22 protein-coding genes and 2 pseudogenes are annotated in these 25183 nt (G+C 59.8%); 15 read left to right on the top strand and 9 right to left on the bottom strand.

Annotated features, from left to right (window positions below; translation table 11 throughout):
• Positions 1 to 51 precede the first annotated feature (51 nt).
• From rhtB to BKX96_RS33250, 4 genes are all read left to right on the top strand, one after another.
• A complete protein-coding gene (rhtB, locus tag BKX96_RS17075; RefSeq protein WP_046818468.1) occupies positions 52 to 684 on the top strand; it encodes a homoserine/homoserine lactone efflux protein in 633 nt (210 codons plus the stop codon).
• A gap of 139 nt (positions 685 to 823) precedes the next feature.
• Positions 824 to 2719 carry an FTR1 family protein gene (locus BKX96_RS17070; protein WP_077184856.1) on the top strand — a complete coding sequence of 632 codons (1896 nt, stop codon included), beginning with the start codon at positions 824 to 826 and terminating at the stop codon, positions 2717 to 2719.
• Between the two features lie 107 nt (positions 2720 to 2826).
• Positions 2827 to 3282 (top strand): YaiI/YqxD family protein, encoded by a 456-nt coding sequence (locus tag BKX96_RS17065; RefSeq protein WP_046818727.1) that lies wholly within the window; start codon positions 2827 to 2829, stop codon positions 3280 to 3282.
• Between the two features lie 219 nt (positions 3283 to 3501).
• Positions 3502 to 4587, top strand: coding sequence for an RHS repeat-associated core domain-containing protein (locus BKX96_RS33250; RefSeq protein WP_082240497.1), 1086 nt, complete (start codon positions 3502 to 3504; stop codon positions 4585 to 4587).
• A gap of 69 nt (positions 4588 to 4656) precedes the next feature.
• Here BKX96_RS33250 and BKX96_RS32405 read toward each other — a convergent pair.
• Positions 4657 to 4782: pseudogene (locus BKX96_RS32405) on the bottom strand (formaldehyde dehydrogenase, glutathione-independent); the annotation flags it as partial.
• Between BKX96_RS32405 and BKX96_RS17055 the strand changes: the two are divergent.
• A pseudogene (locus tag BKX96_RS17055) lies at positions 4780 to 5256 on the top strand (anti-sigma factor); the annotation flags it as partial. The pseudogenes BKX96_RS32405 and BKX96_RS17055 sit on opposite strands and share 3 nt — an antisense overlap.
• A gap of 132 nt (positions 5257 to 5388) precedes the next feature.
• Here BKX96_RS17055 and elbB read toward each other — a convergent pair.
• On the bottom strand, positions 5389 to 6057 hold the full coding sequence (gene elbB / locus BKX96_RS17050; protein WP_046818466.1) for an isoprenoid biosynthesis glyoxalase ElbB: 669 nt from the start codon (positions 6055 to 6057) through the stop codon (positions 5389 to 5391).
• Positions 6058 to 6172: 115 nt separating this feature from the next.
• On the opposite strand from elbB, the gene BKX96_RS17045 reads away from it, so the two are divergent.
• Positions 6173 to 7408: a sterol desaturase family protein gene (locus BKX96_RS17045; protein ID WP_077184853.1), complete on the top strand. Its 1236-nt coding sequence runs from the start codon at positions 6173 to 6175 to the stop codon at positions 7406 to 7408.
• Here BKX96_RS17045 and BKX96_RS17040 read toward each other — a convergent pair.
• Complete coding sequence (locus BKX96_RS17040) at positions 7389 to 8021, bottom strand: DedA family protein (protein ID WP_046818464.1); 633 nt, start codon at positions 8019 to 8021, stop codon at positions 7389 to 7391. The genes BKX96_RS17045 and BKX96_RS17040 overlap by 20 nt on opposite strands.
• A 205-nt stretch (positions 8022 to 8226) precedes the next feature.
• Here BKX96_RS17040 and hemB point away from each other — a divergent pair, with 205 nt between their 5' ends.
• Both hemB and ppk1 read left to right on the top strand, forming a co-directional pair.
• Positions 8227 to 9240 carry a porphobilinogen synthase gene (gene hemB / locus BKX96_RS17035; RefSeq protein WP_046818463.1) on the top strand — a complete coding sequence of 338 codons (1014 nt, stop codon included), beginning with the start codon at positions 8227 to 8229 and terminating at the stop codon, positions 9238 to 9240.
• A gap of 18 nt (positions 9241 to 9258) precedes the next feature.
• Positions 9259 to 11481, top strand: a complete 2223-nt coding sequence (gene ppk1 / locus BKX96_RS17030; RefSeq protein ID WP_046818462.1) for a polyphosphate kinase 1 — start codon at positions 9259 to 9261, stop codon at positions 11479 to 11481.
• Positions 11482 to 11629: 148 nt separating this feature from the next.
• Here ppk1 and ppx read toward each other — a convergent pair whose 3' ends face one another.
• From ppx to BKX96_RS17005, 5 genes are all read right to left on the bottom strand, one after another.
• The gene (gene ppx / locus BKX96_RS17025; RefSeq protein WP_046818725.1) at positions 11630 to 13132 is read right to left on the bottom strand and encodes an exopolyphosphatase; all 1503 of its coding nucleotides are present in this window, start codon (positions 13130 to 13132) and stop codon (positions 11630 to 11632) included.
• Positions 13133 to 13339: 207 nt separating this feature from the next.
• Entirely contained in the window at positions 13340 to 14077 is a 738-nt protein-coding gene (locus BKX96_RS17020; protein WP_077184850.1) for an amino acid ABC transporter ATP-binding protein, read from the bottom strand.
• On the bottom strand, positions 14064 to 14714 hold the full coding sequence (locus BKX96_RS17015) for an amino acid ABC transporter permease (protein WP_077184847.1): 651 nt from the start codon (positions 14712 to 14714) through the stop codon (positions 14064 to 14066). Before BKX96_RS17015 ends, BKX96_RS17020 begins: the two co-directional genes overlap by 14 nt.
• Entirely contained in the window at positions 14711 to 15379 is a 669-nt protein-coding gene (locus tag BKX96_RS17010) for an amino acid ABC transporter permease (protein WP_046818459.1), read from the bottom strand. The genes BKX96_RS17015 and BKX96_RS17010 overlap by 4 nt, the downstream gene beginning before the upstream one ends.
• Before the next feature lie 22 nt (positions 15380 to 15401).
• Entirely contained in the window at positions 15402 to 16187 is a 786-nt protein-coding gene (locus BKX96_RS17005; RefSeq protein WP_046818458.1) for a transporter substrate-binding domain-containing protein, read from the bottom strand.
• Positions 16188 to 16443: 256 nt separating this feature from the next.
• On the opposite strand from BKX96_RS17005, the gene BKX96_RS17000 reads away from it, so the two are divergent.
• The 6 genes from BKX96_RS17000 to BKX96_RS16975 all read left to right on the top strand — a co-directional run bounded on the left by BKX96_RS17000 (position 16444) and on the right by BKX96_RS16975 (position 22594).
• A complete protein-coding gene (locus tag BKX96_RS17000; RefSeq protein ID WP_077184844.1) occupies positions 16444 to 17151 on the top strand; it encodes a FadR/GntR family transcriptional regulator in 708 nt (235 codons plus the stop codon).
• Positions 17152 to 17272: 121 nt separating this feature from the next.
• Positions 17273 to 17602, top strand: a complete 330-nt coding sequence (trxA, locus tag BKX96_RS16995) for a thioredoxin TrxA (protein WP_003206727.1) — start codon at positions 17273 to 17275, stop codon at positions 17600 to 17602.
• Between the two features lie 248 nt (positions 17603 to 17850).
• On the top strand, positions 17851 to 19110 hold the full coding sequence (gene rho / locus BKX96_RS16990; RefSeq protein WP_003206716.1) for a transcription termination factor Rho: 1260 nt from the start codon (positions 17851 to 17853) through the stop codon (positions 19108 to 19110).
• A gap of 139 nt (positions 19111 to 19249) precedes the next feature.
• Positions 19250 to 20716 (top strand): 4-hydroxy-3-polyprenylbenzoate decarboxylase, encoded by a 1467-nt coding sequence (ubiD, locus tag BKX96_RS16985; RefSeq protein ID WP_020797260.1) that lies wholly within the window; start codon positions 19250 to 19252, stop codon positions 20714 to 20716.
• Positions 20716 to 21684 carry a CDP-6-deoxy-delta-3,4-glucoseen reductase gene (locus BKX96_RS16980; RefSeq protein WP_046818456.1) on the top strand — a complete coding sequence of 323 codons (969 nt, stop codon included), beginning with the start codon at positions 20716 to 20718 and terminating at the stop codon, positions 21682 to 21684. The genes ubiD and BKX96_RS16980 overlap by 1 nt, the downstream gene beginning before the upstream one ends.
• 241 nt (positions 21685 to 21925) lie before the next feature.
• Positions 21926 to 22594: a gamma-glutamylcyclotransferase gene (locus tag BKX96_RS16975; RefSeq protein ID WP_046818455.1), complete on the top strand. Its 669-nt coding sequence runs from the start codon at positions 21926 to 21928 to the stop codon at positions 22592 to 22594.
• Here the strand turns inward: BKX96_RS16975 and glpT are convergent.
• The gene (gene glpT / locus BKX96_RS16970) at positions 22570 to 23919 is read right to left on the bottom strand and encodes a glycerol-3-phosphate transporter (protein ID WP_046818454.1); all 1350 of its coding nucleotides are present in this window, start codon (positions 23917 to 23919) and stop codon (positions 22570 to 22572) included. The two genes, BKX96_RS16975 and glpT, sit on opposite strands and share 25 nt — an antisense overlap.
• A 318-nt stretch (positions 23920 to 24237) precedes the next feature.
• Between glpT and BKX96_RS16965 the strand changes: the two genes are divergently transcribed.
• The gene (locus BKX96_RS16965) at positions 24238 to 24852 is read left to right on the top strand and encodes an energy transducer TonB (protein ID WP_077184840.1); all 615 of its coding nucleotides are present in this window, start codon (positions 24238 to 24240) and stop codon (positions 24850 to 24852) included.
• Positions 24853 to 25183: the final 331 nt, after the last annotated feature.

Raw genomic sequence — 25183 nt, 5'->3', positions numbered from 1 at the left:
CAAAGCCACATTAGCTTAGACATCTGTCACGAGTTCGAGTCGAGGTGTGCAATGGAGCTTCAAACATGGCTGGCGTTTTTTGCCGCCTGCTGGGTGATCAGCCTGTCCCCCGGTGCCGGCGCCATTGCGTCAATGTCCAGCGGTCTGCAATACGGTTTCTGGCGCGGTTACTGGAACGCCCTGGGCCTGCAATTGGGATTGGCGGTGCAGATTGCGATTGTCGGCGCGGGTGTGGGCGCGATTCTTACGGCGTCGGCCACCGCCTTCTATGCGATCAAATGGTTCGGCGTGGCGTACCTGGTTTATCTCGCGATCAAACAATGGCGCGCGCTGCCCAGCGACATGAGCGATGACGCGGCGATCCGGCAGATTGGCAAGCCGATGGCCCTGGTGTTCCGCGGTTTTCTGGTGAACATCAGTAACCCCAAGGCGTTGGTATTCATGCTGGCGGTGTTGCCGCAGTTCATCGATCCGCACGCGCCGCTGCTGATCCAGTACGTGATCATCGGGGTCACCATGGTCTGCGTGGACTTGATCGTCATGGCCGGCTACACCGGGCTGGCGTCCAAGGTGCTGCGCCTGTTGCGCACACCCAAGCAGCAGAAACGCATGAACCGTACCTTTGCCGGGCTGTTCATCGGCGCGGCGGCGTTCATGGCGACACTGCGCAAAGCCGCGGTTTAAACCACCAGGCACAGAAAAGGCGACCTATAAGGTCGCCTTTTTTCATTTAAGCCCTGGTGCGCAATTCACAACAAAGCTTGAGTGAAACTGATTGGGAGTGAACAATATGTTACTTCGTATTTCCAATTGAGATTCGTTCATGATTGCCCCGTCCCGTTTCCTGGCCTGGCTGATAGCGCCGGTGCTCGCCCTGTGCAGTTTCAATCTGCTGGCCGACACGGTGGAAGGCGCACCGCAAGCGTTGCATTTGCTCGATTACATTGGCGCGGACTACCCGCAAGCGGTGCAGGCAGGCAAGGCCGTCAACGAATCCGAATACCGCGAGCAGCTTGAGTTCGTCCAGGCGGTGCAAGGCTTGATTGCCGCCATGCCGGCCAAACCGGAAAAGGCCAGTCTGGAACAGGGCATCAGTAAACTGCGCGAGGCGATCACTGCACGCCAGGATGGCGCCGACGTCGCCCGTCAGGCCCGGCAACTGGGGGCGAAACTGGCGGTGGCCTATGAAGTCAGCCAGGCTCCGATCATTACCCCGGACCCCACTCGCGGCGCCTCCCTGTACGCCCAGCATTGCTCGGTGTGTCATGGCGATACCGGGGCTGGCGATGGTCCGGCAGGTGTCGGCCTGACTCCGCCGCCGGCCAACTTGCGCGATAACGCCCGCCTGGATCACCTGAGCCTCTACGCCATCTACAACACCGTGGGCCTGGGGGTCGAAGGCACCGATATGCCGGCTTTTGGCGATCAGCTCGATGATCGTCAGCGTTGGGACCTGGCCACTTACATCGCCAGCTTCAGTGCCGATCCGGCGCCCGCCAGCGGCGACAAGACCTATGACATTGCCGAGCTGGCCCGCCAGACCCCGGCCGAAGTGTTGGCCGCCGCCGGTCCACAGGCCGCCGCGACGTTCCGCGCCCAACGGGCGCAGCCGCCGCAGGCCAAGCGGGGTCCGGCGCAATTGCTTGACTACACTGCCGTCACCCTGGACAAGAGCGTGGCGGCCTACCGTGCCGGCGATCACGATCAGGCCTATGACTTGTCCGTGGCGGCGTATCTGGAAGGCTTCGAACTGGTCGAAAGCTCCTTGGACAACGTCGATGCCAACGTGCGCAAAGACACGGAAAAGTCGCTGATGGCTTACCGTCAGTCGTTGCAGGATGGCCTGCCGGTGGAGCAGGTGGAGCAGCGCCTGGAAGCGGCCAAGGCCAAGTTGAAGGCATCTGCCGGGTTGTTGGGCAGTGACGGCTTGAGCTGGTCCCTGAGCTTCATTTCCGGTTTGCTGATCCTGTTGCGCGAAGGTCTGGAAGCCATCCTGGTGCTGGCGGCGATTCTCGCCTTCCTGCGCAACACCGGCCAACAGTCGGCGGTACGCAGTGTGAACGTCGGTTGGGGCCTGGCGCTGTTGGCCGGCCTGGGTACCTGGGCGCTTGCGGCTTATGTGATTGATGTCAGCGGCTCGCAGCGTGAGCTGCTGGAAGGTGCGACGGCGCTTTTCGCCAGCGTCATGGTGCTGTGGCTCGGCGTATGGATGCACGACCGTCGTCATGCCGCGGCCTGGCAGGATTACATCAAGAGCAGCCTGGTGGGCGGTGGTGGACGTTTTGGATTCGCGATCCTGGCGTTCTTCTCGGTGTATCGCGAACTGTTCGAAGTGATCCTGTTCTACGAGACCCTGTGGTTGCAGGCCGGTCCCGCTGGCCATGACGCGGTGCTGGCCGGTGGTGCAACGGCCCTGGTGTTGTTGGTCGGCCTGGCCTGGGTGATCCTGCGCGGCTCGGCGAAACTGCCGCTGGCATTATTCTTCAGCATCAACGCCGGTCTGCTCTGTGCATTGTCGGTGGTGTTCGCCGGACATGGTGTGAAGGCGTTGCAGGAAGCCGGGATCTTCGGCACGCGACCGGTACCGTTCTTTGAGTTCGATTGGCTGGGGATTCATGCGGATGCGTATTCGCTGAGCGCTCAGGCTGTTGCCTTGATCGCGATCATCGTGCTGTACAGCCGTAGTCGCATGGCCGAGAAGCGGCGGGTGACGGCTTAACAGCCTTCGCTACGCTCATAATCGCGAGCAGGCTCGCTCCCACAAGGTTTAAGCTGATCCTGTGGGAGTGAGCCTGCTCGCGATGCTTTTCAATAGAGGAAAACATGATGCGCGTATGGATCGATGCCGACGCCTGCCCTCGAGCGGCCAAGGATCTGGTGGTCAAGTTCGCCCTCAAGCGCCGGTTTGAAGTAGTGCTGGTAGCGGGGCAGCCGCAGATCAAGCCGGGCCTGGCCCTGGTCAAGTTGATCGTGGTGCCCAGCGGACCGGATGCGGCGGATGATTACCTGGTGGAACACGCGGTGCCCGGAGAGCTGGTGATCTGCAGCGACGTGCCGCTGGCCGACCGTCTCGTGAAGAAAGGCGTTGCGGCGCTGGACCCGCGGGGCAAGGAGTTCGACCTGCAGAACATGGGTGATCGCCTGGCCGTGCGCAACCTGTTTACCGACTTGCGTGAACAGGGACAGATGAGCGGTGGGCCGGCACCGTTTGGCGAGCGGGAGAAGCAGGCGTTTGCCAATGCGCTGGACCGGATTTTGACGCGGTTATCGCGCCAGTCTTGAGCGCCGCGCGATCCCCTGTAATTGAATGGACTCGCCCTCGCTGTCGTTGGCTGTTTAGACTGCCACCGTGGCGCATTGACGCCTCGGCGTGGGCGAGTCCATTCAATTACGGATTGCGTTGTGGCTTAAGCTTGCCACTATCAGTTCTGATAGTAGCCAGCCTCGCCCGAATACCCCACAGTGAAACCCTGAACCAAGGATCTTCAGGGAGCCCGGCCCATGCGGTCCAACCGTGAAACTCTGCTCTGCCGCTATTTCTACGATCCGCTGGATCGGCTGACCGCTTGTACGCCTTCAAAGGAGGCAAGCACGCAGCGCTTCTACTTCAAGGATCGCCTCGCCACCGAGGTGCAAGGCGCGGTGCAGCGCTCGATCGTTCAGCATGAAGATCATCTACTGGCGCAACAAACACGCCAGAGCGGTAAAGCTGAAACCGCCATGCTCGCCACCGATCAGCAACGCTCGGTGTTGAACGTACTCGCGACAGTACGCCCTAATCCTCTTGCCTACACACCTTATGGTCATCGCCCTCTGGAAAACGGCTTGCTCAGCCTGCTCGGCTTCAACGGCGAACGTCCGGATCCGGTGACGGGGTGTTATTTGTTGGGCAATGGTTATCGGGCGTTTAATCCGGTATTGATGCGGTTTAACAGTCCGGACAGTTGGAGCCCGTTTGGGAAGGGTGGGTTGAATGCGTATGCATATTGTATGGGGGACCCGGTGAATCAGTCCGATACGACGGGACACTTTTCAGGCTGGGTAATTGTTCGAAATAATATCTCTCGCATAGCAAAAATGGGGACCGCCTCCAAGCTGCATAAACCATCTTGGGGGAGTGCCCTGCCAGGCACAGCGAAAAGAGTTAGCCCAACGCTCAAGCCACGGACTACTCTCAATGATATGCCCAACGAAATGCTTGCTGGGGTATTCGGCCATCTTGAAGGCAAAGATCTCGTTAATGTTTCCCTCACTTCAAAAAGAATGAAGGGAGTTGTAAGCGAGTTATCTGAAATCAATATGAAAAAATTTTTGAACGCTGCTCCACCAGATAGCCGATTGCCGAGAATCGACAGCGTCGGGTTTGGAGAAGTTCGCGGAATTGCCCCTTCAGCGACCGTAAATACGGGCGCAACGCTTGCACAAGTGCAGCGAGAATTTCCTTATCCAATGACTCGACTGGTTGGCCATAACAGCAGACGTTTGAATTACGGACCCCGGCCAGACCTGTTACCCCAAAACGCTCCTTTAAATGATGTTGCTGCACAAATTAGAGCCATCAACGGTGATATATTTGGACTGCCGTAGCCGAGCAATAAACAAGGGCGACTCCTGCCGCCCTTATTGAGCTTCCATCCCTTACGCCGCACTAAACAACTTCGCGGCAGCATCCACTGCACCTGGGTCTTCAGTCACGTACAGGCTAGAGATACCGATTTTGCCCGCCACACGCACCACGCCCATCAGCAAGTTGAGCACAATGGCCGGTGCTTCGTATTCCGCGTGGAACTGGCGCAGTGGCAGGAAAGCCTCGCCAACCTGACCGACGCCCTGACCGAGCAACCGGTGCCGGAGCACGTGTGGCAAGGTATTAATGCGCGGATAGAACCGCAAGTGCTGCACATACCCGAGAAACGTCCGTTCTGGAATTGGTTGCGGGTGACGGCGGCGATAGGTTCGCTGGTGGTCGCAGTGGCCTTGGGCGTGATCTACAACCGCGACAGTGCGCGTTACAGCGCCACGCTGCTCAACGCCGACGCACAGCCGGCACTGAAGGTCGAAGCGCACGAGGATTATTTGAAAGTCGAAGCACTGTCGCTGGCAGCGGTTGATCAGGGACGCAGTCTGGAGTTGTGGGCCATTCCGGCGGACGGCAAACCGATTGCGTTGGCGGTCAGTCTTGAACCCAAGGGGGGATCGCCAACCGGGCAACCGACAGGACCGGTGTTGTACCAAGGGGCGTTGGCAGCCCTGTAATCAATTTTAGCCAGGGAACAAAAACCACCCTTTGTAGGAGCTGGCTTGCCAGCGATAGCGATCGAATATTCAACACATGCGTTGAAGGATATGACGCCTTCGCTGGCAAGCCAGCTCCTACGGTAAATGGTGTCAGGCGTCGTTTTCGTGGGTCAGTTCGAGCACCCGGTCGACCAGTTTGTTGATGCCCGAAGCCGCTTCGCTGATCGATTGCGCCAACATGTAGGCCGGCGTCGTCACCAGTTTGCGCGCCTTGTCTTCGACGATATCGCTCACGGCGCAGTCCTTGTGGGTGGCGCCCATCTTGTTCAGGGCGGCTGCCGTCTCGGCGTCGTTGCCGATGGTGCAGGTCACGCCCGGCCCATAGATTTTCGCGGCCAGGGCGGGCGAGATGCAGATCAGGCCGACCGGTTTGCCGGCCTCGGCAAAGGCTTCGGTCAAGGCCAGGACGTCCGGTTGAACGGTGCAACCGGTGCCTTCGATGGCGAAGTTGGACAGATTCTTGGCCGAACCGAAACCGCCGGGAATGATCAGCGCATCGAAGTCTTCGGCATCTGCTTCGCGAATGTCCTTGATCTCGCCACGGGCAATGCGCGCCGACTCCACCAGCACATTGCGCGACTCGGGCATTTCTTCACCGGTCAGGTGATTGATTACATGCAGCTGCGCGATATTCGGTGCAAAACACTGCACCTGCGCGCCACGCTGGTCCAGGCGCAGCAGGGTCACTACGCTTTCGTAAATTTCGGCGCCGTCGTACACGCCACAGCCGGAAAGGATCACTGCAACTTTTTTGCTCATGGGCTTTTCTCCAGATTCATGGCGTTAAATGTCCACTAATTTGTCACTCGTTGCCATAGGGATAATTCGGGGCTACACATAGGATCTGTCCTCAAGATACCGATCAGGGCGCGTCATGGACTTCATTCTGTATGCGGTGCCGTTTTTCTTTGTGCTGATTGCTGTCGAGCTGTTGGCCGACCGTTGGCGCGGGGTCAGCAACTATCGGCTGGCGGACGCGATCAACAGCATCAGTACCGGCGTGCTGTCGACCACCACGGGCCTGCTGACCAAAGGTGTGGGGCTTGTGACTTACGCGTTTGCCCTCAAGCATCTGGCGCTGTTCGAGCTCTCGGTCGACAGCGTCTGGGTGTGGATCTTCGCCTTCGTCTTTTATGACTTCTGCTACTACTGGCTGCACCGCATGGGCCACGAGCGCAACATTCTCTGGGCCGCGCACTCGGTGCATCACCAGAGCGAGGACTACAACCTCTCCACCGCCCTGCGCCAGACCAGCACCGGGTTCCTGCTGAGCTGGATCTTCTACCTGCCCATGGCCGTCGTCGGCGTGCCATTGCTGGTGTTCGTCAGCGTCGCGGCGCTCAACCTGCTGTACCAGTTCTGGGTGCATACCCGGCATATTCCCAAGCTTGGCTGGTTCGAGTGGTTTTTCGTCACGCCATCCAATCATCGGGCTCACCATGCACAGAACGCTCTCTACATGGATCGCAACTACGGTGGGGTGTTCATTATTTGGGACCGTCTATTCGGCTCGTTTCAGGAAGAGGACGATAATGAGCCTGTGATTTTCGGCGTGACCACACCGCTGGCAAGCTGGAACCCGGTGTGGGCCAACGTGCAGTTCTACGCGCAGTTGTGGGCGGATGCGCGGCGTGCCGAAAGCACCTGGGACAAGCTGCGGATCTGGTTCATGCGCACCGGCTGGCGGCCGGCGGACGTCGCAGCCAGGTACCCGATGAACAAGCCGGACCTGAGCCAGTTCCGCAAATTCGAAGTGCCGCTGGACGGGCGTCAGCAGCTTTACGTCGCGTTGCAGTTCTGCGTCTACATTGCGCTGGGCAGCTATTTGATGAACCTGGAACCCGGTCTATCGACGGCGGCGCTGGTGTTGGGCTGGGGAGCGGTGGCGCTGGGCCTGTTCGTCCTGGGCGTGGCCCTGGAGAATCGCCCGTGGGCGCTGAAGCTGGAGTTGCTGCGGCTGGCATCCAATGTGCCGCTGATCTGGCTGGCACCGTTGGTGGGGCTGTGGCCGGCCAGCGCGGTGGGCTGGGTCGGCCTGCTCAGTTACAGTCTGATCAGCGGTATCGGCCTTTACTGCTGCCGAAACCGCCTTACTCGGCTGGCGTCTTAGGACCGCCGGTAGTGTGCTGACTGGCTTTCAGGGCTTGCTCGTCGGCATAGACCTGCCGGGCCAGGCGCGCATTCTTGAACCGCCGGCGCAGCCACAGGCCCAGGCCGAGGATGAGCAGGGCGCCGAGCACCCACAGCTCGTACTTCTTGATGCTGCCGAGCATCCCTTCCAGTACCGCGCCAAAGTGATAGGCCGCCGCCGCCAGTGCGGTGGCCCAGATCGCCGCGCCAATCCCGTTGAGCAGCAGATAGCGACCCGGTGGATAGCCCGACAGGCCGATCGCCACCGGCATCACGGTGCGCAGGCCGTAGACGAAGCGGAAACTCAGGACCCAGATGTCCGGGTGTCTGCGAATATGTTCCAGCGCCCGATCACCCATCATTTGCCAGCGCGGTTTGCGCGCCAGCAATTTGCGCCCGTGCTTGCGCCCCATGAAGTACCACAGCTGATCGCCGGCGTAGCTGCCAAAGAACGCCACGACCACCACCAGGTTGATGTCCATGTATCCACGGAACGCGAGGAAGCCCGCGAGCACCAGGATGGTTTCGCCTTCGAAGAATGTGCCAAGAAACAGGGCAAAGTAGCCGAAGTCATGCAGAAATTGTTGGAGCATTGTCTGGGTGCTGGCGAAATGAACGCGCAGCCTAACCCTTCGTACACATTCAGGAAAGTGTCCAAATGTGTCTCGACGTGAACATTTCCTACAAGGACAATGGAATGCGGCTACCTGTCACAGGGTGCACACAACTGTAATACGTTCGTCATAATGGCCGCTTATAACTGTCACGCTCGCACGCCTGCGGGCTCAGGAGTCTGCCGTGAGCTTCACCCCAGCCAACCGTTTGTTCCCCGCAACCCGCCTGCGCCGTAATCGTCGCGATGACTTCTCGCGTCGTCTGGTCCGTGAAAACGTGTTGACCGTCGATGACCTGATCCTGCCGGTATTTGTACTGGACGGTGAAAACCGTCGCGAAGCGGTGGCCTCGATGCCGGGCGTCGAGCGCCTGACCATCGATCTGTTGCTGGAAGAAGCGGCAAAATGGGTCGAGCTGGGGATTCCGGCGCTGGCGCTGTTCCCGGTGACCCCGGCAGAACTCAAGTCGCTGGATGCCGCCGAAGCCTGGAACCCGGACGGTATTGCCCAGCGCGCCACCCGTGCCCTGCGTGCGCAGTTCCCTGAACTGGGGGTGATCACCGATGTCGCGCTGGATCCGTTCACCACCCATGGCCAGGACGGTATTCTCGACGAAGAAGGCTATGTGCAGAACGACATCACCGTCGACGCCCTGGTCCGCCAAGCCCTGTCCCATGCCGAAGCCGGCGCCCAGGTCGTCGCGCCGTCGGACATGATGGACGGTCGCATCCAGGCGATCCGCGAGGCTCTCGAAGTGGCCGGTCACGTCAATGTGCGGATCATGGCCTATTCGGCGAAGTACGCCAGCGCCTATTACGGCCCGTTCCGCGACGCGGTTGGTTCGGCGCTGAATCTGGGCAAGGCCAACAAGGCCTCCTATCAGATGGACCCGGCCAACAGCAACGAAGCCCTGCACGAAGTGGCGGCTGACTTGTCAGAAGGCGCAGACATGGTCATGGTCAAGCCTGGCATGCCGTATCTGGACATCCTCTGCCGGGTCAAAGAAGAATTCAAAGTGCCGACTTTTGTTTATCAAGTCAGCGGCGAATACGCCATGCACATGGCCGCGATCCAGAATGGCTGGTTGAGCGAAGGGGTTATCCTCGAATCCCTGACCGCTTTTAAACGCGCAGGCGCTGATGGCATCCTCACGTATTTTGCCGTTCGTGCCGCTCAATTGTTACGAGAGCAAAAATAGCCCTCCCAGGAACATTCGATGAATACCGAAGTACTCACTGAAGTGGCCGTAAAAGACGCTCAACCTGTGGTGGAGCAAGTCGACGAGACCCCGCCGGAGCTTGAGCCCGCTCCACCCGCGGCGGTCGTCGAGCCTGTTGTGGCAGCGCCAGCGATTGCCATTCCCGGCCTGGATGACAGCAGCCTGTACATCCACCGTGAGCTGTCGCAACTGCAGTTCAACATCCGCGTGCTGGAGCAGGCGCTGGACGAATCCTATCCGTTGCTGGAGCGGCTGAAGTTCCTGCTGATCTTCTCCAGCAATCTGGACGAGTTCTTCGAGATTCGCGTTGCCGGCCTGAAGAAGCAGATCACCTTCGCCCGTGAACAGGCGGGCGCCGACGGCCTGCAACCGCACCAGGCCCTGGCCCGCATCAGCGAGCTGGTGCACGGTCACGTTGATCGCCAATACGCGATCCTCAACGACATTCTGCTGCCGGAACTGGAAAAGCATCAGGTCCGCTTCATCCGTCGCCGCAACTGGACGACCAAGCTCAAGACCTGGGTACGCCGCTATTTCCGCGACGAAATCGCCCCGATCATCACCCCGATCGGCCTCGACCCGACGCACCCGTTCCCGTTGCTGGTGAACAAGAGCCTGAACTTCATCGTCGAGCTCGAAGGCATCGACGCCTTCGGTCGCGACTCTGGCCTGGCGATCATCCCGGCCCCGCGCCTGCTGCCGCGCATCATCAAGGTGCCGGAAGAAGTCGGCGGCGCCGGTGACAACTATGTGTTCCTGTCGTCGATGATCCATGCCCACGCCGATGACCTCTTCCAGGGCATGAAGGTCAAGGGTTGCTACCAGTTCCGCCTGACCCGGAACGCCGACCTGGCGCTGGACTCCGAAGACGTCGAAGACCTGGCGCGGGCCCTGCGCGGCGAGTTGTTCTCCCGTCGTTACGGCGACGCGGTGCGACTGGAAGTCGCCGACACCTGCCCGAAACACCTGTCCGACTACTTGCTCAAGCAGTTCAACCTGAGCGAGACCGAGCTGTATCAAGTCAACGGCCCGGTGAACCTGACGCGTCTGTTCAGCATCACCGGCCTGGACAGCCAGCGCGAGCTGCAGTACTTGCCGTTCACCCCGCAGATCCCGAAACTGTTGCAAAACAGCGAGAACATTTTCAGCGTGGTCAGCAAGCAGGATATTCTGCTGCTGCACCCGTTCGAGTCGTTCACCCCGGTGGTCGACCTGCTGCGCCAAGCGGCAAAAGACCCGCACGTTCTGGCTGTACGCCAGACCCTGTACCGCTCCGGCGCCAACTCGGAAATCGTCGATGCGTTGGTGGACGCGGCGCGTAACGGCAAGGAGGTCACCGCGGTGATCGAATTGCGCGCGCGCTTCGATGAGGAATCCAACCTGCAACTGGCCAGCCGTCTGCAAGCGGCCGGTGCGGTGGTGATCTACGGCGTGGTCGGCTTCAAGACCCACGCCAAGATGATGCTGATCCTGCGTCGCGAAGCGGGCGAGATCGTGCGTTATGCCCACCTGGGCACGGGTAACTACCATGCCGGTAACGCCCGCCTGTACACCGACTACAGCCTGCTGACCTCCGACGACGCCCTGTGCGAAGACGTCGGCAAACTGTTCAGCCAGTTGATCGGCATGGGCAAGACGCTGCGCATGAAGAAGCTGCTGCACGCGCCGTTCACCCTGAAAAAGGGCATGCTCGACATGATTGCCCGGGAAACCCAGTTCGCCCTCGAGGGCAAACCGGCGCACATCATCGCCAAGTTCAACTCGCTGACCGATCCGAAGATCATCCGCGCGCTGTACAAGGCCAGCCAGTCGGGCGTGCGCATCGATCTGGTGGTGCGTGGCATGTGCTGCCTGCGGCCAGGTATCGCCGGGGTCTCGCACAACATCCATGTTCGCTCGATCATCGGGCGCTTCCTGGAGCACACCCGGGTCTTCTACTTCCTCAATGGCGGCGATGAACAGATGTTCCTGTCCAGTGCCGACTGGATGGAGCGCAACCTCGACAAGCGCGTCGAGACTTGCTTCCCGGTGGAAGGCAAGAAGCTGATCATGCGGGTCAAGAAAGAGCTGGAGCTGTATCTGACCGATAACACCCACAGCTGGAGCCTGCAGTCGGACGGCCGTTACATCCGCAATACGCCGACCGGCAACCAGAACCCGCGCAGCGCCCAGGCTACGTTGCTGGAGCGGTTGGGTAGCCCGATCCTGGCAGTGCGTTAACGCCGGAGGGCAATAAAAAATGGCGATCCCGAGGGATCGCCATTTTTGTTTCCACCCAAATTCTGTAGGAGCTGGCTTGTCGGGTCGCTGCGATGCGGCGACCCGACAAGCCGGCTCCTACAGGGACCGTTTTGCGGCGATAGGTTGTTTATCGCGCGGTTAGGACGATATCCACCCGCGTCAGCCATTGCGCTTCGATTTCGAAGTCGGCCTGGGTCAGCTGGTTTTCATCCAGCCAGTTCTCCGGGAACACCACTTCGAGGCTATTGCCATGGGCGTTCAGCTCCACCTGGGGCATTTGCTGGGTGCCACGAATGTGGTGGAACAGGATCGCAAAGCGCAGCAGCACGCACAGGCGAATCAGCTTGATGCCGTCATCGCCGAAATCGGCGAACTTGTCCTTGGGAATGTTACGACGATGACCGCGCACAAGCAGCGCGAGCATCAGTTGGTCCTCGCGGGAGAAGCCGGCCAGGTCCGAGTGTTCGATCAGGTAGGCGCCGTGCTTGTGGTACTGGTAGTGAGCGATGTCCAGGCCCACTTCATGCACCTTGGCCGCCCAACCGAGCAATTCTCGCCAGACGCCGTCTTCCAGGTCCCAGTCCTTGGCTACCTGATCGAAGGCATGCAAGGCCTTGCGTTCGACGCGCACTGCCTGCTCCAGGTCGACGTGATAACGCTCCATCAGCGAGGTCAGGGTGCGTTCACGCACGTCTTCGTGATGATGGCGACCCAGCAGGTCGTAGAGCACACCTTCGCGCAGTGCGCCTTCACAGTGGTCCATGCGCTGCAATTCAAGGGAGTCGAAAATAGCTTCGAGGATGGCCAGGCCAGCCGGGAATATCGCCCGTCGGTCCGGCTTGATGCCTTCGAAGTCGATCTTGTCGACGTCGCCCAGCTTGATCAGCTTGCGCTTGAGCCAGGCCAGGCCCTGGGCGTTGACCTCGCCGCTGCCGTGGCCGCCGGCCTTCAGCGCCAGGCCGATGGCGCGGATGGTGCCCGAGGAGCCGATGGCTTCATCCCAGGTCAGGCGGTGCAGGGCATGTTCGATGCTCATGATCTCCAGCCGCGCCGCAGTGTAGGCCTGGGCGTAGCGGGCCGGGGTGATCTTGCCGTCCTTGAAATAGCGCTGGGTGTAGCTGACGCAACCCATCTGCAGGCTTTCGCGCAGCAGTGGTTCGAAGCGCTGGCCGATGATGAATTCGGTACTGCCACCGCCGATGTCGGCCACCAGGCGTTTGCCCGGGGTGTCGGCGAGGGTGTGGGACACGCCCAGATAGATCAGTCGCGCTTCTTCACGGCCGGAGATGACTTCCACCGGGTGGCCGAGGATTTCTTCGGCGCGGTGGATGAATTCGTTGCGGTTGCGGGCTTCACGCAGGGCGTTGGTGCCGACGATCCGTACGGCACCGGTGGGCATGCCGTTGATCAGTTGGGCGAAGCGCTTGAGGCAATCGAGCCCGCGTTGCATGGATTCTTCGCTGAGCTTGCGCTCCTCATCGATACCGGCGGCCAGCTGAACCTTCTCCCCGAGACGCTCGAGAATACGGATTTCACCGTTCTGGGCCTTGGCCACGACCATGTGAAAGCTGTTGGAGCCCAGGTCGATAGCGGCGATCAGGGACAGATTCTTGGCTTGGGATTGCGGCATGGTCAGGGTCTCGGTCGATAACCTCGACATCGTGCCACGATCAAAGGCTGGCGCCAACGCGTAGGCGTTGCGGCGATGCAAATGGCCTCTTCGCGGGCAAGCCTGCTCCCACGGTTTTTTGCGTCGAACACACCACTGTGCTCCGGCAGAGAACCCTGTGGAAGCGGGCTTGCTCGCGATTGCGGCCTCACCGGCACTAAATTTCCATCAGACTGCCGCTTCCACCGTGCCAATGAAATTCGCCAGCTCCACAGTCTGCGGATTGGCAAACAACTCCTTCGGATCACCCACCTCATGCACCAGCCCCTGATGCATGAACACCAACTTGTCCCCAACCTCCCGGGCAAATCGCATCTCGTGGGTCACCATGATCAAGGTCATGCCTTCCTTGGCCAGCTGGCGAACCACGCTGAGCACTTCATTGACCAACTCCGGGTCCAGCGCCGAGGTGATTTCGTCGCACAGCAACACCTTGGGCGACATAGCCAACGCGCGGGCGATCGCCACTCGCTGTTGCTGTCCGCCGGACAACCGATCCGGGAAGGCGTCGAATTTCTCCCCGAGGCCCACGCGTTCCAGCATCTCCCGCGCCAGTTCGGCGGCCTTGGCTTTCGGGACTTTCTGCACCACCTGTGGCGCGAGCATCACGTTCTCGCCGACCGTCAGGTGTGGGAACAGGTTGAACTGCTGGAACACCATCCCGACTTTCTGCCGCAGGCTGCGCAGGTCGGCACGGGCGGCGTCAAGGTATTCGCCGTCGACTTCGATGACGCCGTCGTTGATCGATTCCAGGCCGTTGAGGGTGCGCAGCAAGGTCGACTTGCCCGACCCGCTGCGGCCGATGATCGCCACCACCTGGCCTTGCTCGACACTCAGGTCGATGCCTTTGAGCACGTGGTGGTCGCCATAGTATTTATGCAGGGCGGAAATTCTAAGCAGAGGCATGCAGTCTCCTTTCCAGGTAGCGCGCACTGAGGGACAAGGGGTAGCAGAGCAGGAAGTAGCCGAGGGCGACGAGGCCGTAGACCATGAAAGGCTCGAAGGTGGCATTGGCCAACATGCCGCCGGTCTTGGTCAGTTCAGTGAAGCCGATGATCGAGGTCACGGCGGTGCCCTTTACCACTTGCACCGAGAAACCCACGGTCGGCGCCACGGCGATGCGCAATGCTTGCGGCAGGATCACGTGGCGCAGTTGCTCCAGCGGGTTCAGCGCCAGGCTCGACGAGGCTTCCCACTGGCCGTGGGGAATCGACTCGACGCAACCCCGCCAGATCTCCGCCAGATAGGCGCTGGTGAACAACGTCAAGGCTATTGCTGCCGCGGCCCACGGCGAAATCTCCACCCCGGCCAGCGCGACGCCGAAGAACACCAGGAACAGCTGCATCAGCAGCGGCGTGCCCTGAAACAATTCGATGTAGGTACGGGCAAAGCTGCGCGGCAAGGGTTTGTTCGAAATGCGCATCACCATGACCAGCAAGCCGATCAGTCCACCGCCGACAAACGCCACCAGCGACAGCGCCAGCGTCCATTGCAGGCCGGTAAGCAGGTTGCGCACGATGTCCCAGAAAGTGAAATCGCTCATCGAGTGCTCCTTGCAATAAATCGCTGGCCGATCCAGTTCAGCAACTGGCGGATCAACAAGGCCATGCACAGGTAGAGCAGCGTGGTCAGGGCATAGGTTTCAAAGGCGCGGAAGTTGCGCGACTGGATAAAGTTGGCGGCGAAGCTCAGCTCTTCGGTGGCGATCTGCGAGCAGACTGCCGAGCCGAGCATGACGATGATGATCTGGCTGCTCAGGGCCGGCCAGACCTTGCCCAGCGCCGGTAGCAGCACCACGTGGCGGAACGCTTCGAAGCGCGTCATGGCCAGCGCTGCTGCGGCCTCCAGCTGGCCGCGCGGGATCGCCTGGATACCGGCACGGATGATCTCGGTCGAGTAGGCACCCAGATTGATCACCATCGCCAGCACGGCGGCCTGCCACTCGGAAATCTGCACGCCAAGCGACGGCAGGCCGAAGAAGATGAAGAACAACTGCACCAGGAACGGCGTATTGCGGATCAACTCGACGTAGACCGCGAAAATCCCGGCGAAAGGGCGGATGTTCCACGCCCGCACCAGCGCCCCAATGATGCCAAGGCCCACCCCCAGCACCGCGCCGATGGCCGTCAGCTCAAGGGTGAACAGCGCACCACGCAGCAGCAGGTCGGTGTTGTGGACCACCGGCAAGAAATCGAACTGATAAGCCATAGCGTGTCTCCTGCGCGCCGGATCAGAGGTCGGCCGGCAGCGGTTCTTTCAGCCAGGTCAGGGCGTTTTTTTCCAGCGCGCCGTCGGTTTTTGCGGTGACGAGGATCTGGTTGACCTTGTCCAGCAGCGCCGGCTCGTTCTTGTTCACGCCGACGTAGACTGGCGAGTCCTTGAGCTTCACTTTCAACGCTGGCACGCGCTTCGGGCTCTTCTCGCTGATGGCGACCATCACCACGTTGCCGCTGGCGATCAGGTCGACTTGCCCGGCCAGATACGCGGCGATGGTCGAGTTGTTGTCTTCGAAGCGCTTGATGGTCACGCCCTCGGGGGCGACCTTGGTCAGCTCGATGTCTTCGATAGCGCCACGGGTGACGCTGATGGTCTTGCCCTTGAGGTCGTCCAGGCTTTTGATGTCGGCGTCTGGAGGACCGAACACCGCGAGGTAGAAGGGTGCATAGGCGCGGGAGAAATCGATGACCTTTTCGCGCTCGGGGTTTTTACCGAGGCTGGAGATCACCAGGTCGACCTTGCCGGTGGTCAGGAACGGAATGCGGTTGGTGCTGTTGACCGGGGTCAGTTCGAGTTTGACCTTGAGCTGGTCGGCCAGCAGTTTGGCGGTGTCGATGTCCAGGCCGCGGGGTTTCATGTCCGGGCCGACCGAGCCGAAAGGCGGGAAGTCCTGCGGTACGGCGACCTTGAGGACGCCGCGCTGGACCACATCCTCCAGAGCATCGGCATGAGCGGGAGCCTGGCTCAGTACGAAACTGGCGAACAAGGCTGCGAGGAGGGCGCTGTAACGCTGGGTCATGGCAAGTCTCCGGATCTTCGGGAAGTGATTTCTGCGGATCGACAGAGCATGGGCCATGCCAACATGGCGTTTACGGGGCGCCAGGCCGCGGTTTTGCTGGCGTCGCACGGTCTTACTGGTCTGAACAGTCAGGTGGCGTTTCGCACCCTGATGGCGCAGCCAGGAAAGTGACCGAACCCCCATGGGGCACGACTTGCCGGGCGCCCCGAATAGCTTTACAACTGATCGCACATTGGCCTGGTTCTAGTGGAAAACCATGAATTCGATCTCCCGCGCCGTACCTGAAGTGGCGCTGCAAGCCATCCGCAAGCTGATCACCGAACGGGGTTTCGGGCCCGGGGATGCCTTGCCTTCGCAGCGGGACCTGGCGGTGCAATTGGGCGTCAGTCGGGCGTCGTTGCGCGAGGCGTTGTCATCGCTCAGTGCGCTGGGTGTCATCAGCATACAGCCGGGTAAAGGCGTGTTCGTGCAGTCGCCGGTGGAGCTGCCGCGAGGCGAGGCTGCGCCCGGTTGGCCGTTCGCGGCACAGGCTTCGCCTCTGGATATCTTCCAGCTGCGTTATGCGCTGGAGGGGTTTGCGGCGGGGCTGGCGGCCGTGACCTTGAGTACCGATGAACTCGATGCGCTGGAAGATAACGTCGCCGCCATGCGCAACAAACTGAAATCTGGCGACTTTGAAGCGGCGGCGCGGCTGGACTTTGAGTTTCATCGACGCATTCTGCTGGCCAGCGGCAATCAGGCGATGCTGAGCATCCTGACGGCCAGCGCCGACATCTTCCTGGAGAGCCAGAAGCTACCGTTCATCCGGGCCGAGCGAGCCATGGAAACCTGGCAGGAGCACCGCAAGATCCTTCGCGCGCTGGCGCGCCGGGCCTCGGGGGCTGCACAAAAGGCCATGCACGAACACGTGCGCAACGCGGCGATGCGCACCGGGATCGCGTTCGTCGCTCCCGCCACCGCCTGACCTGAGCTATACCCAAACTCATGCAACACCATAGCGAGACTCAATCATCTGCACCTTCCTGAACAGGGGAAGGGCGGCTATGATGGGCCACGTTTTTTTGCTTACAACCCTGGAGAATTCCATGAGCAGCGATCTTATCAAACACGTTAGCGACGCTAGCTTCGAGGCCGACGTACTCAAGGCTGAAGGCGCTGTACTGGTCGACTACTGGGCTGAGTGGTGCGGCCCTTGCAAAATGATCGCTCCTGTCCTGGACGAAATTGCCGAGACCTACAAAGGCAAGCTGACCGTTGCCAAGCTGAACATCGACGAAAACCAGGAAACCCCCGCCAAGCACGGCGTGCGCGGTATCCCGACACTGATGCTGTTCAAGAACGGCAACGTTGAAGCGACCAAGGTCGGCGCACTGTCGAAGTCGCAACTGGCGGCTTTCCTCGACGCCAACATCTAAACGTCGTAGCAGCGTGTCAGAGAAAAGCCCCGCAAATAGCGGGGCTTTTTTCGTAGTGGAGGGCTAGACGCTCCGAAACTCAGGTGTTACATTCGGCCCCGCGCTGGTTTCTCCAGTGCCCCCTGCTAGCCGTCGCCGACGCTCTCCTTTTCGAATAAGTACGCGATCCTGTCGCCTTCTCCGCGGCGCGGCCTCATTAAGCCAAAAGCTTAATTTCCCCCCTCCATAAATGATTACGTCATTCCTATATGAATCTGACTGAACTCAAGCAAAAGCCGATTACCGAACTGCTCGAATTGGCCGAACAGATGGGCATAGAAAATATGGCCCGTTCGCGCAAGCAGGACGTGATTTTCTCCCTGCTCAAAAAGCACGCGAAAAGCGGCGAGGAAATCTCCGGTGATGGCGTGCTGGAGATTCTCCAGGACGGCTTCGGCTTCCTCCGCTCTGCAGACGCCTCCTATCTCGCCGGCCCTGACGATATCTACGTCTCGCCGAGCCAGATCCGTCGCTTCAACTTGCGCACCGGTGACACCATCGTTGGCAAGATCCGCCCTCCGAAGGAAGGCGAGCGTTATTTCGCGCTGCTCAAGGTCGACACGATCAACTTCGACCGTCCGGAAAACGCGAAAAACAAGATTCTCTTCGAGAACCTGACCCCGCTGTTCCCGACAGTGCGCATGAAGATGGAAGCCGGTAACGGTTCCACCGAAGACTTGACCGGTCGAGTCATCGACCTGTGCGCCCCGATCGGTAAAGGCCAGCGTGGTCTGATCGTTGCACCGCCGAAAGCCGGTAAGACGATCATGCTGCAGAACATTGCCGCGAACATCGCTCGTAACAATCCTGAAGTTCATCTGATCGTGCTGCTGATCGACGAACGTCCGGAAGAAGTGACCGAAATGCAGCGCACCGTGCGCGGCGAAGTGGTTGCCTCGACGTTCGACGAGCCGCCAACCCGCCACGTGCAGGTTGCCGAGATGGTGATCGAGAAGGCCAAGCGCCTGGTCGAACACAAGAAGGACGTGGTAATCCTGCTCGACTCCATCACCCGTCTGGCCCGTGCCTACAACACCGTGATCCCGAGCTCCGGCAAGGTACTGACCGGTGGTGTCGATGCCCACGCCCTGGAGAAACCCAAGCGTTTCTTCGGCGCCGCACGGAACATCGAAGAAGGCGGCTCGCTGACCATCATCGCCACCGCGCTGGTTGAAACCGGCTCGAAGATGGACGAAGTGATCTACGAGGAATTCAAAGGCACCGGCAACATGGAACTGCCTCTGGACCGTCGCATTGCTGAAAAACGCGTGTTCCCGGCCATCAACATCAACCGTTCCGGTACTCGCCGCGAAGAGTTGCTGACCGCCGACGACGAGTTGCAGCGCATGTGGATCCTGCGCAAGCTGCTGCATCCGATGGATGAAGTCGCTGCCATCGAGTTCCTGGTCGACAAGCTGAAAACGACCAAGACCAACGATGAGTTCTTCCTGTCGATGAAGCGCAAGTAAGTCGAACAGGTCAAAAAGCCGGGGCAACCCGGCTTTTTGCTATCTGATTTTTGATGAACCGGCAGTTCATGGTTCTGAATAGAGGGGTTCGGCGCTAAACTGCCTGCCCCGAACGCCACGGCCAACACGAGGCTCACGCATGCAGTATCGCGACTTGCGCGACTTTATCAGCGGCCTGGAACAGCGCGGCGAACTCAAGCGCATCCAGGTTCCGGTGTCCCCAGTGCTCGAAATGACCGAGGTGTGCGATCGCACCTTGCGCGCCAAGGGCCCGGCCCTGCTCTTCGAAAAACCTACCGGTTTTGACATTCCCGTGCTCGGCAACCTGTTCGGTACCCCCGAGCGCGTCGCGTTGGGCATGGGCGCCGAAGCGGTCAGCGAGCTGCGTGAAATCGGCAAATTGCTGGCGTTCCTCAAGGAGCCCGAGCCGCCGAAGGGGCTGAAAGACGCCTGGTCCAAGCTGCCGATCTTCCGCAAGATCATCTCCATGGCGCCCAAGGTCGTCAAAGACGCGATCTGCCAGGAAGTGGTGATCGAAGGCGACGACGTCGACCTTTCGACCTTGCCCGTGCAGACCTGCTGGCCAGGCGATGTCGCCCCGCTGATCACCTGGGGCCTGACGGTCACCAAGGGGCCGAACAAGGACCGGCAGAACCTCGGTATCTACCGTCAGCAAGTGATCGGCCGCAACAAGGTCATCATGCGCTGGCTGAGTCACCGCGGCGGCGCGCTGGATTACCGTGAATGGTGCGAGAAACACCCTGGCCAGCCGTTCCCGGTGGCCGTGGCGCTGGGTGCTGACCCGGCGACCATCCTCGGTGCCGTGACCCCGGTGCCAGACAGTCTTTCCGAGTACGCCTTTGCCGGCTTGCTGCGCGGTAACCGGACCGAACTGGTCAAGTGCCGTGGCAACGACCTGCAAGTGCCGGCCACCGCCGAAATCATCCTCGAAGGGGTGATTCATCCGGGCGAGATGGCCGATGAAGGGCCGTACGGCGACCACACCGGTTACTACAACGAAGTCGACAGCTTCCCGGTGTTCACCGTCGAGCGCATCACCCACCGGATCAAGCCGATCTACCACAGCACCTACACCGGCCGTCCACCGGATGAGCCGGCAATCCTCGGTGTGGCACTGAACGAAGTGTTTGTGCCGATCCTGCAGAAGCAGTTCCCCGAAATCACCGACTTCTACCTGCCACCCGAAGGCTGTTCCTATCGGATGGCCGTGGTGACCATGAAGAAGTCGTACCCAGGCCATGCCAAGCGGGTAATGCTCGGCGTCTGGTCGTTTTTGCGACAGTTCATGTACACCAAGTTCGTTATCGTCACCGACGACGATATCAACGCGCGGGACTGGAACGACGTGATCTGGGCCATCACCACGCGCATGGACCCCAAGCGCGACACGGTGATGATCGAGAACACACCGATCGACTACCTGGACTTCGCCTCGCCGGTTTCCGGCCTGGGTTCGAAGATGGGGCTCGATGCCACGCATAAATGGCCGGGTGAAACCACGCGCGAGTGGGGCCGTGTAATCGTCAAGGACGACGCCGTGACCCAACGGATCGATGCCATCTGGAATCAGTTAGGAATAGATTGATGCGTGTAACCTTGCAGCCCTCTGGAGCAGTCCTGGATATCTTGCCCGGCGAGCGGATTCTCGATGGCGCACGTCGCCTGGGCTATGAATGCCCGCAAAGCTGCCGCAACGGTAACTGCCATGTATGCGCCGCGCTGCTGGTGGAAGGGCGCGTCGAGCAGGCAGGCCTCGTGCGTGACCATGGCGAGTTCTACACTTGCATAGCGGAGCCGCTGGAAGACTGCATCGTGCTGTGGGATGGCGTGCTCGCGCTCGGAGAGTTGCCGGTGCGCAGTCTGTCGTGTCAGGTCACCAGTTGCACCGAGGTCGGTGGCGATACCTGGCGGGTGCGGCTGCGGGCGCCTGCCGGCAAGTCGCCGCGTTATCACGCGGGCCAGTACCTGATGATCCATCGCGACAATGGCGAGAAGTCATCCTTCTCCCTGGCCTCGGCACCCTCTGGCGGGCGGGATCTGGAAATCCACGTGTTGGCGCGCGAAGCCAGTGCGCTGAACCTGATCGAGCAACTGCAACGCAACATGATGGTGCGTATCGACATGCCGTTTGGAGATACGCACCTGGCGGAGTTGCCGGACGGTCCGTTGGTGCTGATCGCCGCTGGCACGGGCATGGGCCAGGTCCATGGCCTGATCGAGCATTGCCGTGCGCTAGGCTTCAAGCATCCCGTGCACCTGTATTGGGGGGTGCGTCGCCCTGAAGACTTTTATGAAGTCGAACATTGGGATGAGTGGCTGAAACTGCCCAACCTGTTCCTGCATAAAGTCGTCAGCGACCAATGCGGCTGGCAGGGGCGTTGCGGCATGTTGCATGAAGCGGTCTGCGAAGACTTTCCCGATCTCAAGGCCTTGCATGTCTATGCCAGCGGCTCGCCGGCCATGGTCTACGGCACCCTGGATGCGTTGGTCGAGGCGGGGATGGACGCCCACCAGATGCGCGCCGACGTATTTGCGTACGCGCCGCGATCTTGATCCGCGATCTTGATCCATGATCTTGATGTTGCCCTACGGTTTTATCCTTATATCTCTCTATATAGCTTATCGGTATTTATAAAATCATATAAATACCGGTAGGTTATAATTTGTTCAGGTAATTAATTAACAACGGTGCCATGGCACTTGAATTGCTTTGAAAAACATATGTGCCTTATTGTTGCAGCGGTGCGTTCTATTAAGTAACTCTTTACTCGCGGGGAGCTGAACGCTATTCGCCATGAGCGCCATTGAATCGTCAATCTTGAATCTGGCTTACCCTCCGCGGCTCGATCTGGGGCCGCAACTCACTCACGAACAATTGCTCAGCTCGATGCAATCGACCATGGCGCGCCACAAGGGCGGCCCGGTATGGCTGTTCGCCTACGGGTCGCTGATCTGGCGGCCGGAGTGCACGGCGGTCGAACGGGTTCGCGGACGCGTACATGGCTACCATCGCGGTTTGTACCTGTGGTCCCACGAACATCGCGGCACGCCGGAAATGCCTGGCCTCGTCTTTGGCCTGGATCGCGGCGGCTCTTGCAGCGGGTTTGCCTACCGCTTGCCGGAAGAGCAACTGGACGCTTCGCTGTATGCACTGTGGAAAAGAGAAATGCCATTCCCGTCCTATCGTCCACACTGGCTCAATTGCCGACTCGAGGACGGCAATCAGGTTCAGGCATTGGGATTCGTCCTGGAGCGGCACCTGCCCAGCTACGCTGGCAACCTGCCGGATCACGTGCTGAGCCACGTGTTCGAAAACGCTTGCGGGCGTTACGGCACCACTCGCGACTATGTCGAGCAGACCGTACACGCCCTGCGTAGCCACGCCATGCCAGACCGGAATCTGGAGGCGCGGCTCAAGCGCTGCAAATCAAAGGATGATCAAGCGAGTGCTTCGCGGCCCTGACTGGCGACCTGCTTGTGCCACAGCGTCGGCGCAAGGAAAGCCATCGCCAGCAGGCAGGCACCGATCAGCAAGACGAAACCGCCGTCCCAGCCGAAATGGTCCACGGTATAGCCCATCGCTGCACTGGCCGCGACCGATCCGCCCAGGTAGCCGAACAGGCCGGTGAAGCCCGCAGCCGTGCCGGCGGCTTTTTTCGGTGCCAGTTCCAACGCCTGTAGACCGATCAGCATCACCGGCCCGTAGATCAGGAAGCCGATGGAGATCAGCGCAATCATGTCGACCGTCGGGTTACCGGCCGGGTTGAGCCAGTACACCAGCGTCGCCACGGTCACCAGCGCCATGAACACCATGCCGGTCAGGCCGCGGTTGCCACGGAAGATCTTGTCCGACATCCAGCCGCACAACAGCGTGCCCGGAATACCGGCCCACTCGTAGAAGAAGTACGCCCAAGACGTCTTGTCCACGGTGAAACCCTTGGCTTCCTTGAGGTAGGTCGGCGCCCAGTCCAGCACGCCGTAGCGCAGCAGGTAGACGAAGACGTTGGCCAGGGCGATGTACCAGAGCATTTTGTTGCGCAGCACGTATTTGACGAAGATTTCCTTGGCGCTGAATTCTTCTTCGTGGCTGGCGTCGTAGCCTTCCGGGTAATCGTTCTTGTACTTCTCGATCGGCGGCAGGCCGACCGATTGCGGGGTGTCGCGCATGGTGATGAAGGCAAACACGGCCACGGCCATGGCCACCGCCGCTGGCACATAAAACGCCGCGTGCCAGTCGTTGAACAGGCCCATGCCGATCAGGAACAGCGGGCCGATCAAACCGCCACCGACGTTGTGCGCCACGTTCCACAGGGACACCACGCCACCGCGTTCCTTCTGCGACCACCAGTGCACCATGGTCCGCCCGCTTGGCGGCCAGCCCATGCCCTGCGCCCAGCCATTGATGAACAGCAGGACGAACATGATAGTCACGCTGGATGTCGCCCAATGGGCAAAACCGAACGTGAACATCACCGCCGCCGAGACCACGAGGCCAAACGGAAGGAAGAAGCGCGGGTTGGAACGGTCGGACACGATGCCCATCAGGAACTTGGACAAGCCGTAGGCGATGGCAATCGCCGACAGCGCCACCCCCAGCTCCCCTCGGGTGTAGCCCTCTTCGATCAGATAAGGCATGGCCAGGGAGAAGTTTTTGCGCAGCAGGTAGTAACCGGCGTAACCGATGAAGATACCGGCGAAGATCTGCCAACGCAGGCGTCGGTAGGTGCTGTCTATTTTTTCTTCAGGCAAGGGAGCCTGATGCGTGGCAGGACGAAAGAAAGCAAACATTCAAGAGCTCCAAATTTCTTGTTTTGACTGCGGATACGAATATTACAGTTTCGTTACCGAAAATAGCACCGGTTCGCATCGGCAAAACAGCGAAAATGTTGGAATTCGAGTGTTCCTTTATGAACATGTCGCTCAGGTATAAATGAAGTGCGTTGTAGGAATTATTACAGCGTTCCTGTTTGATGCGGCGGGTGAAGGCAGGCCTTTGGGAAATGTCCTGCGCCTTTACCGGAAGCCGCGACCTTCAGCTTGAGGCCGTCGGTCTGTAGCCTTTTTGTTGCGGCCAGGACCTGGCATTTGCATCAAGAGGGAGGAGGTATGCGTTGGTTTGTGTTGCTGTTGATCCTGGTGGTATTGGGTGAAATCCGGGCTGGAGAGTTTTTTCTGATACCGGAGAACAATCCCAAGCCGATCTATCCACTGGCACTGCAGAGGGCCGGGGTGGTCGGTACTGTCCGGGTCGGGTTCACGGTCAAGGCCGATGGTTCAATCAGCAAGGTGAAGATTGTACAAAGCGATCACCCGGACCTGGCTGAAGCGACCCGGGTGGCGATAGCGCAGTGGCGGTTCAAGCCCTGGACCGTCGATGGCGATAAACCTGCCGAACAGGACATGGTTGCGCCGATGGTGTTTGGCTACGATTGGGATATGACGATCGATACCAACAAGTGGCTCAACGAACTGCGATGTCGCGATCTCAATAACGCGCTTGTCGATACACCCGAGCACAGATGGACGGATTCCGCGGCGTTCTACTACACCCGCGCTTATCTGACGAAAGCGTTTTCAAAAGACATGTTATCGAACGAGCGGCGCCTTGAACTGATAACCCAGTTGAATCGCAAGGTGCCAATCATAGTCAGTGAGTGCCGCAGTAACCCTGTTTCCAGGTACGTGCGGTATTTGCCGCAGGGTATTCGAAAGTTGCTTTAACAACGAGCGCGCGGTTATCTGGCCGCGCTCCTTTTGCGTCTCGTGATTTGTTTTAAACAGGTGCCTTGCGCTACATGCCCCGAAATATGGCATGGGGGGCAGGCAGGAAAGTTTGTCTACAGGAGTTTTCTTACAAATTTTCAGGAATAGTCCTACCTCGACCAAGGATTGTAAGTGTAAGTAACTTCTGAAAATCTCATGAGCTCTTGACGTGTTGTATGTCCTCGAAATAGGTTTGCTGCAGTAACGCTATGCAGTCCGCAAAGTAATGTTTTGCTCGGTCGTGCTCAATAGTTCCCGATACGGAAAGATAGTGGGTGGTTTGACTATG

It is taken from the genome of Pseudomonas putida (assembly GCF_001976065.1).
Taxonomy (GTDB): Bacteria; Pseudomonadota; Gammaproteobacteria; order Pseudomonadales; family Pseudomonadaceae; genus Aquipseudomonas; species Aquipseudomonas serbica.
The sequence above is the reverse complement of the archived record's forward strand: the minus strand, read 5'-3'. Positions and strand labels throughout refer to the sequence as shown.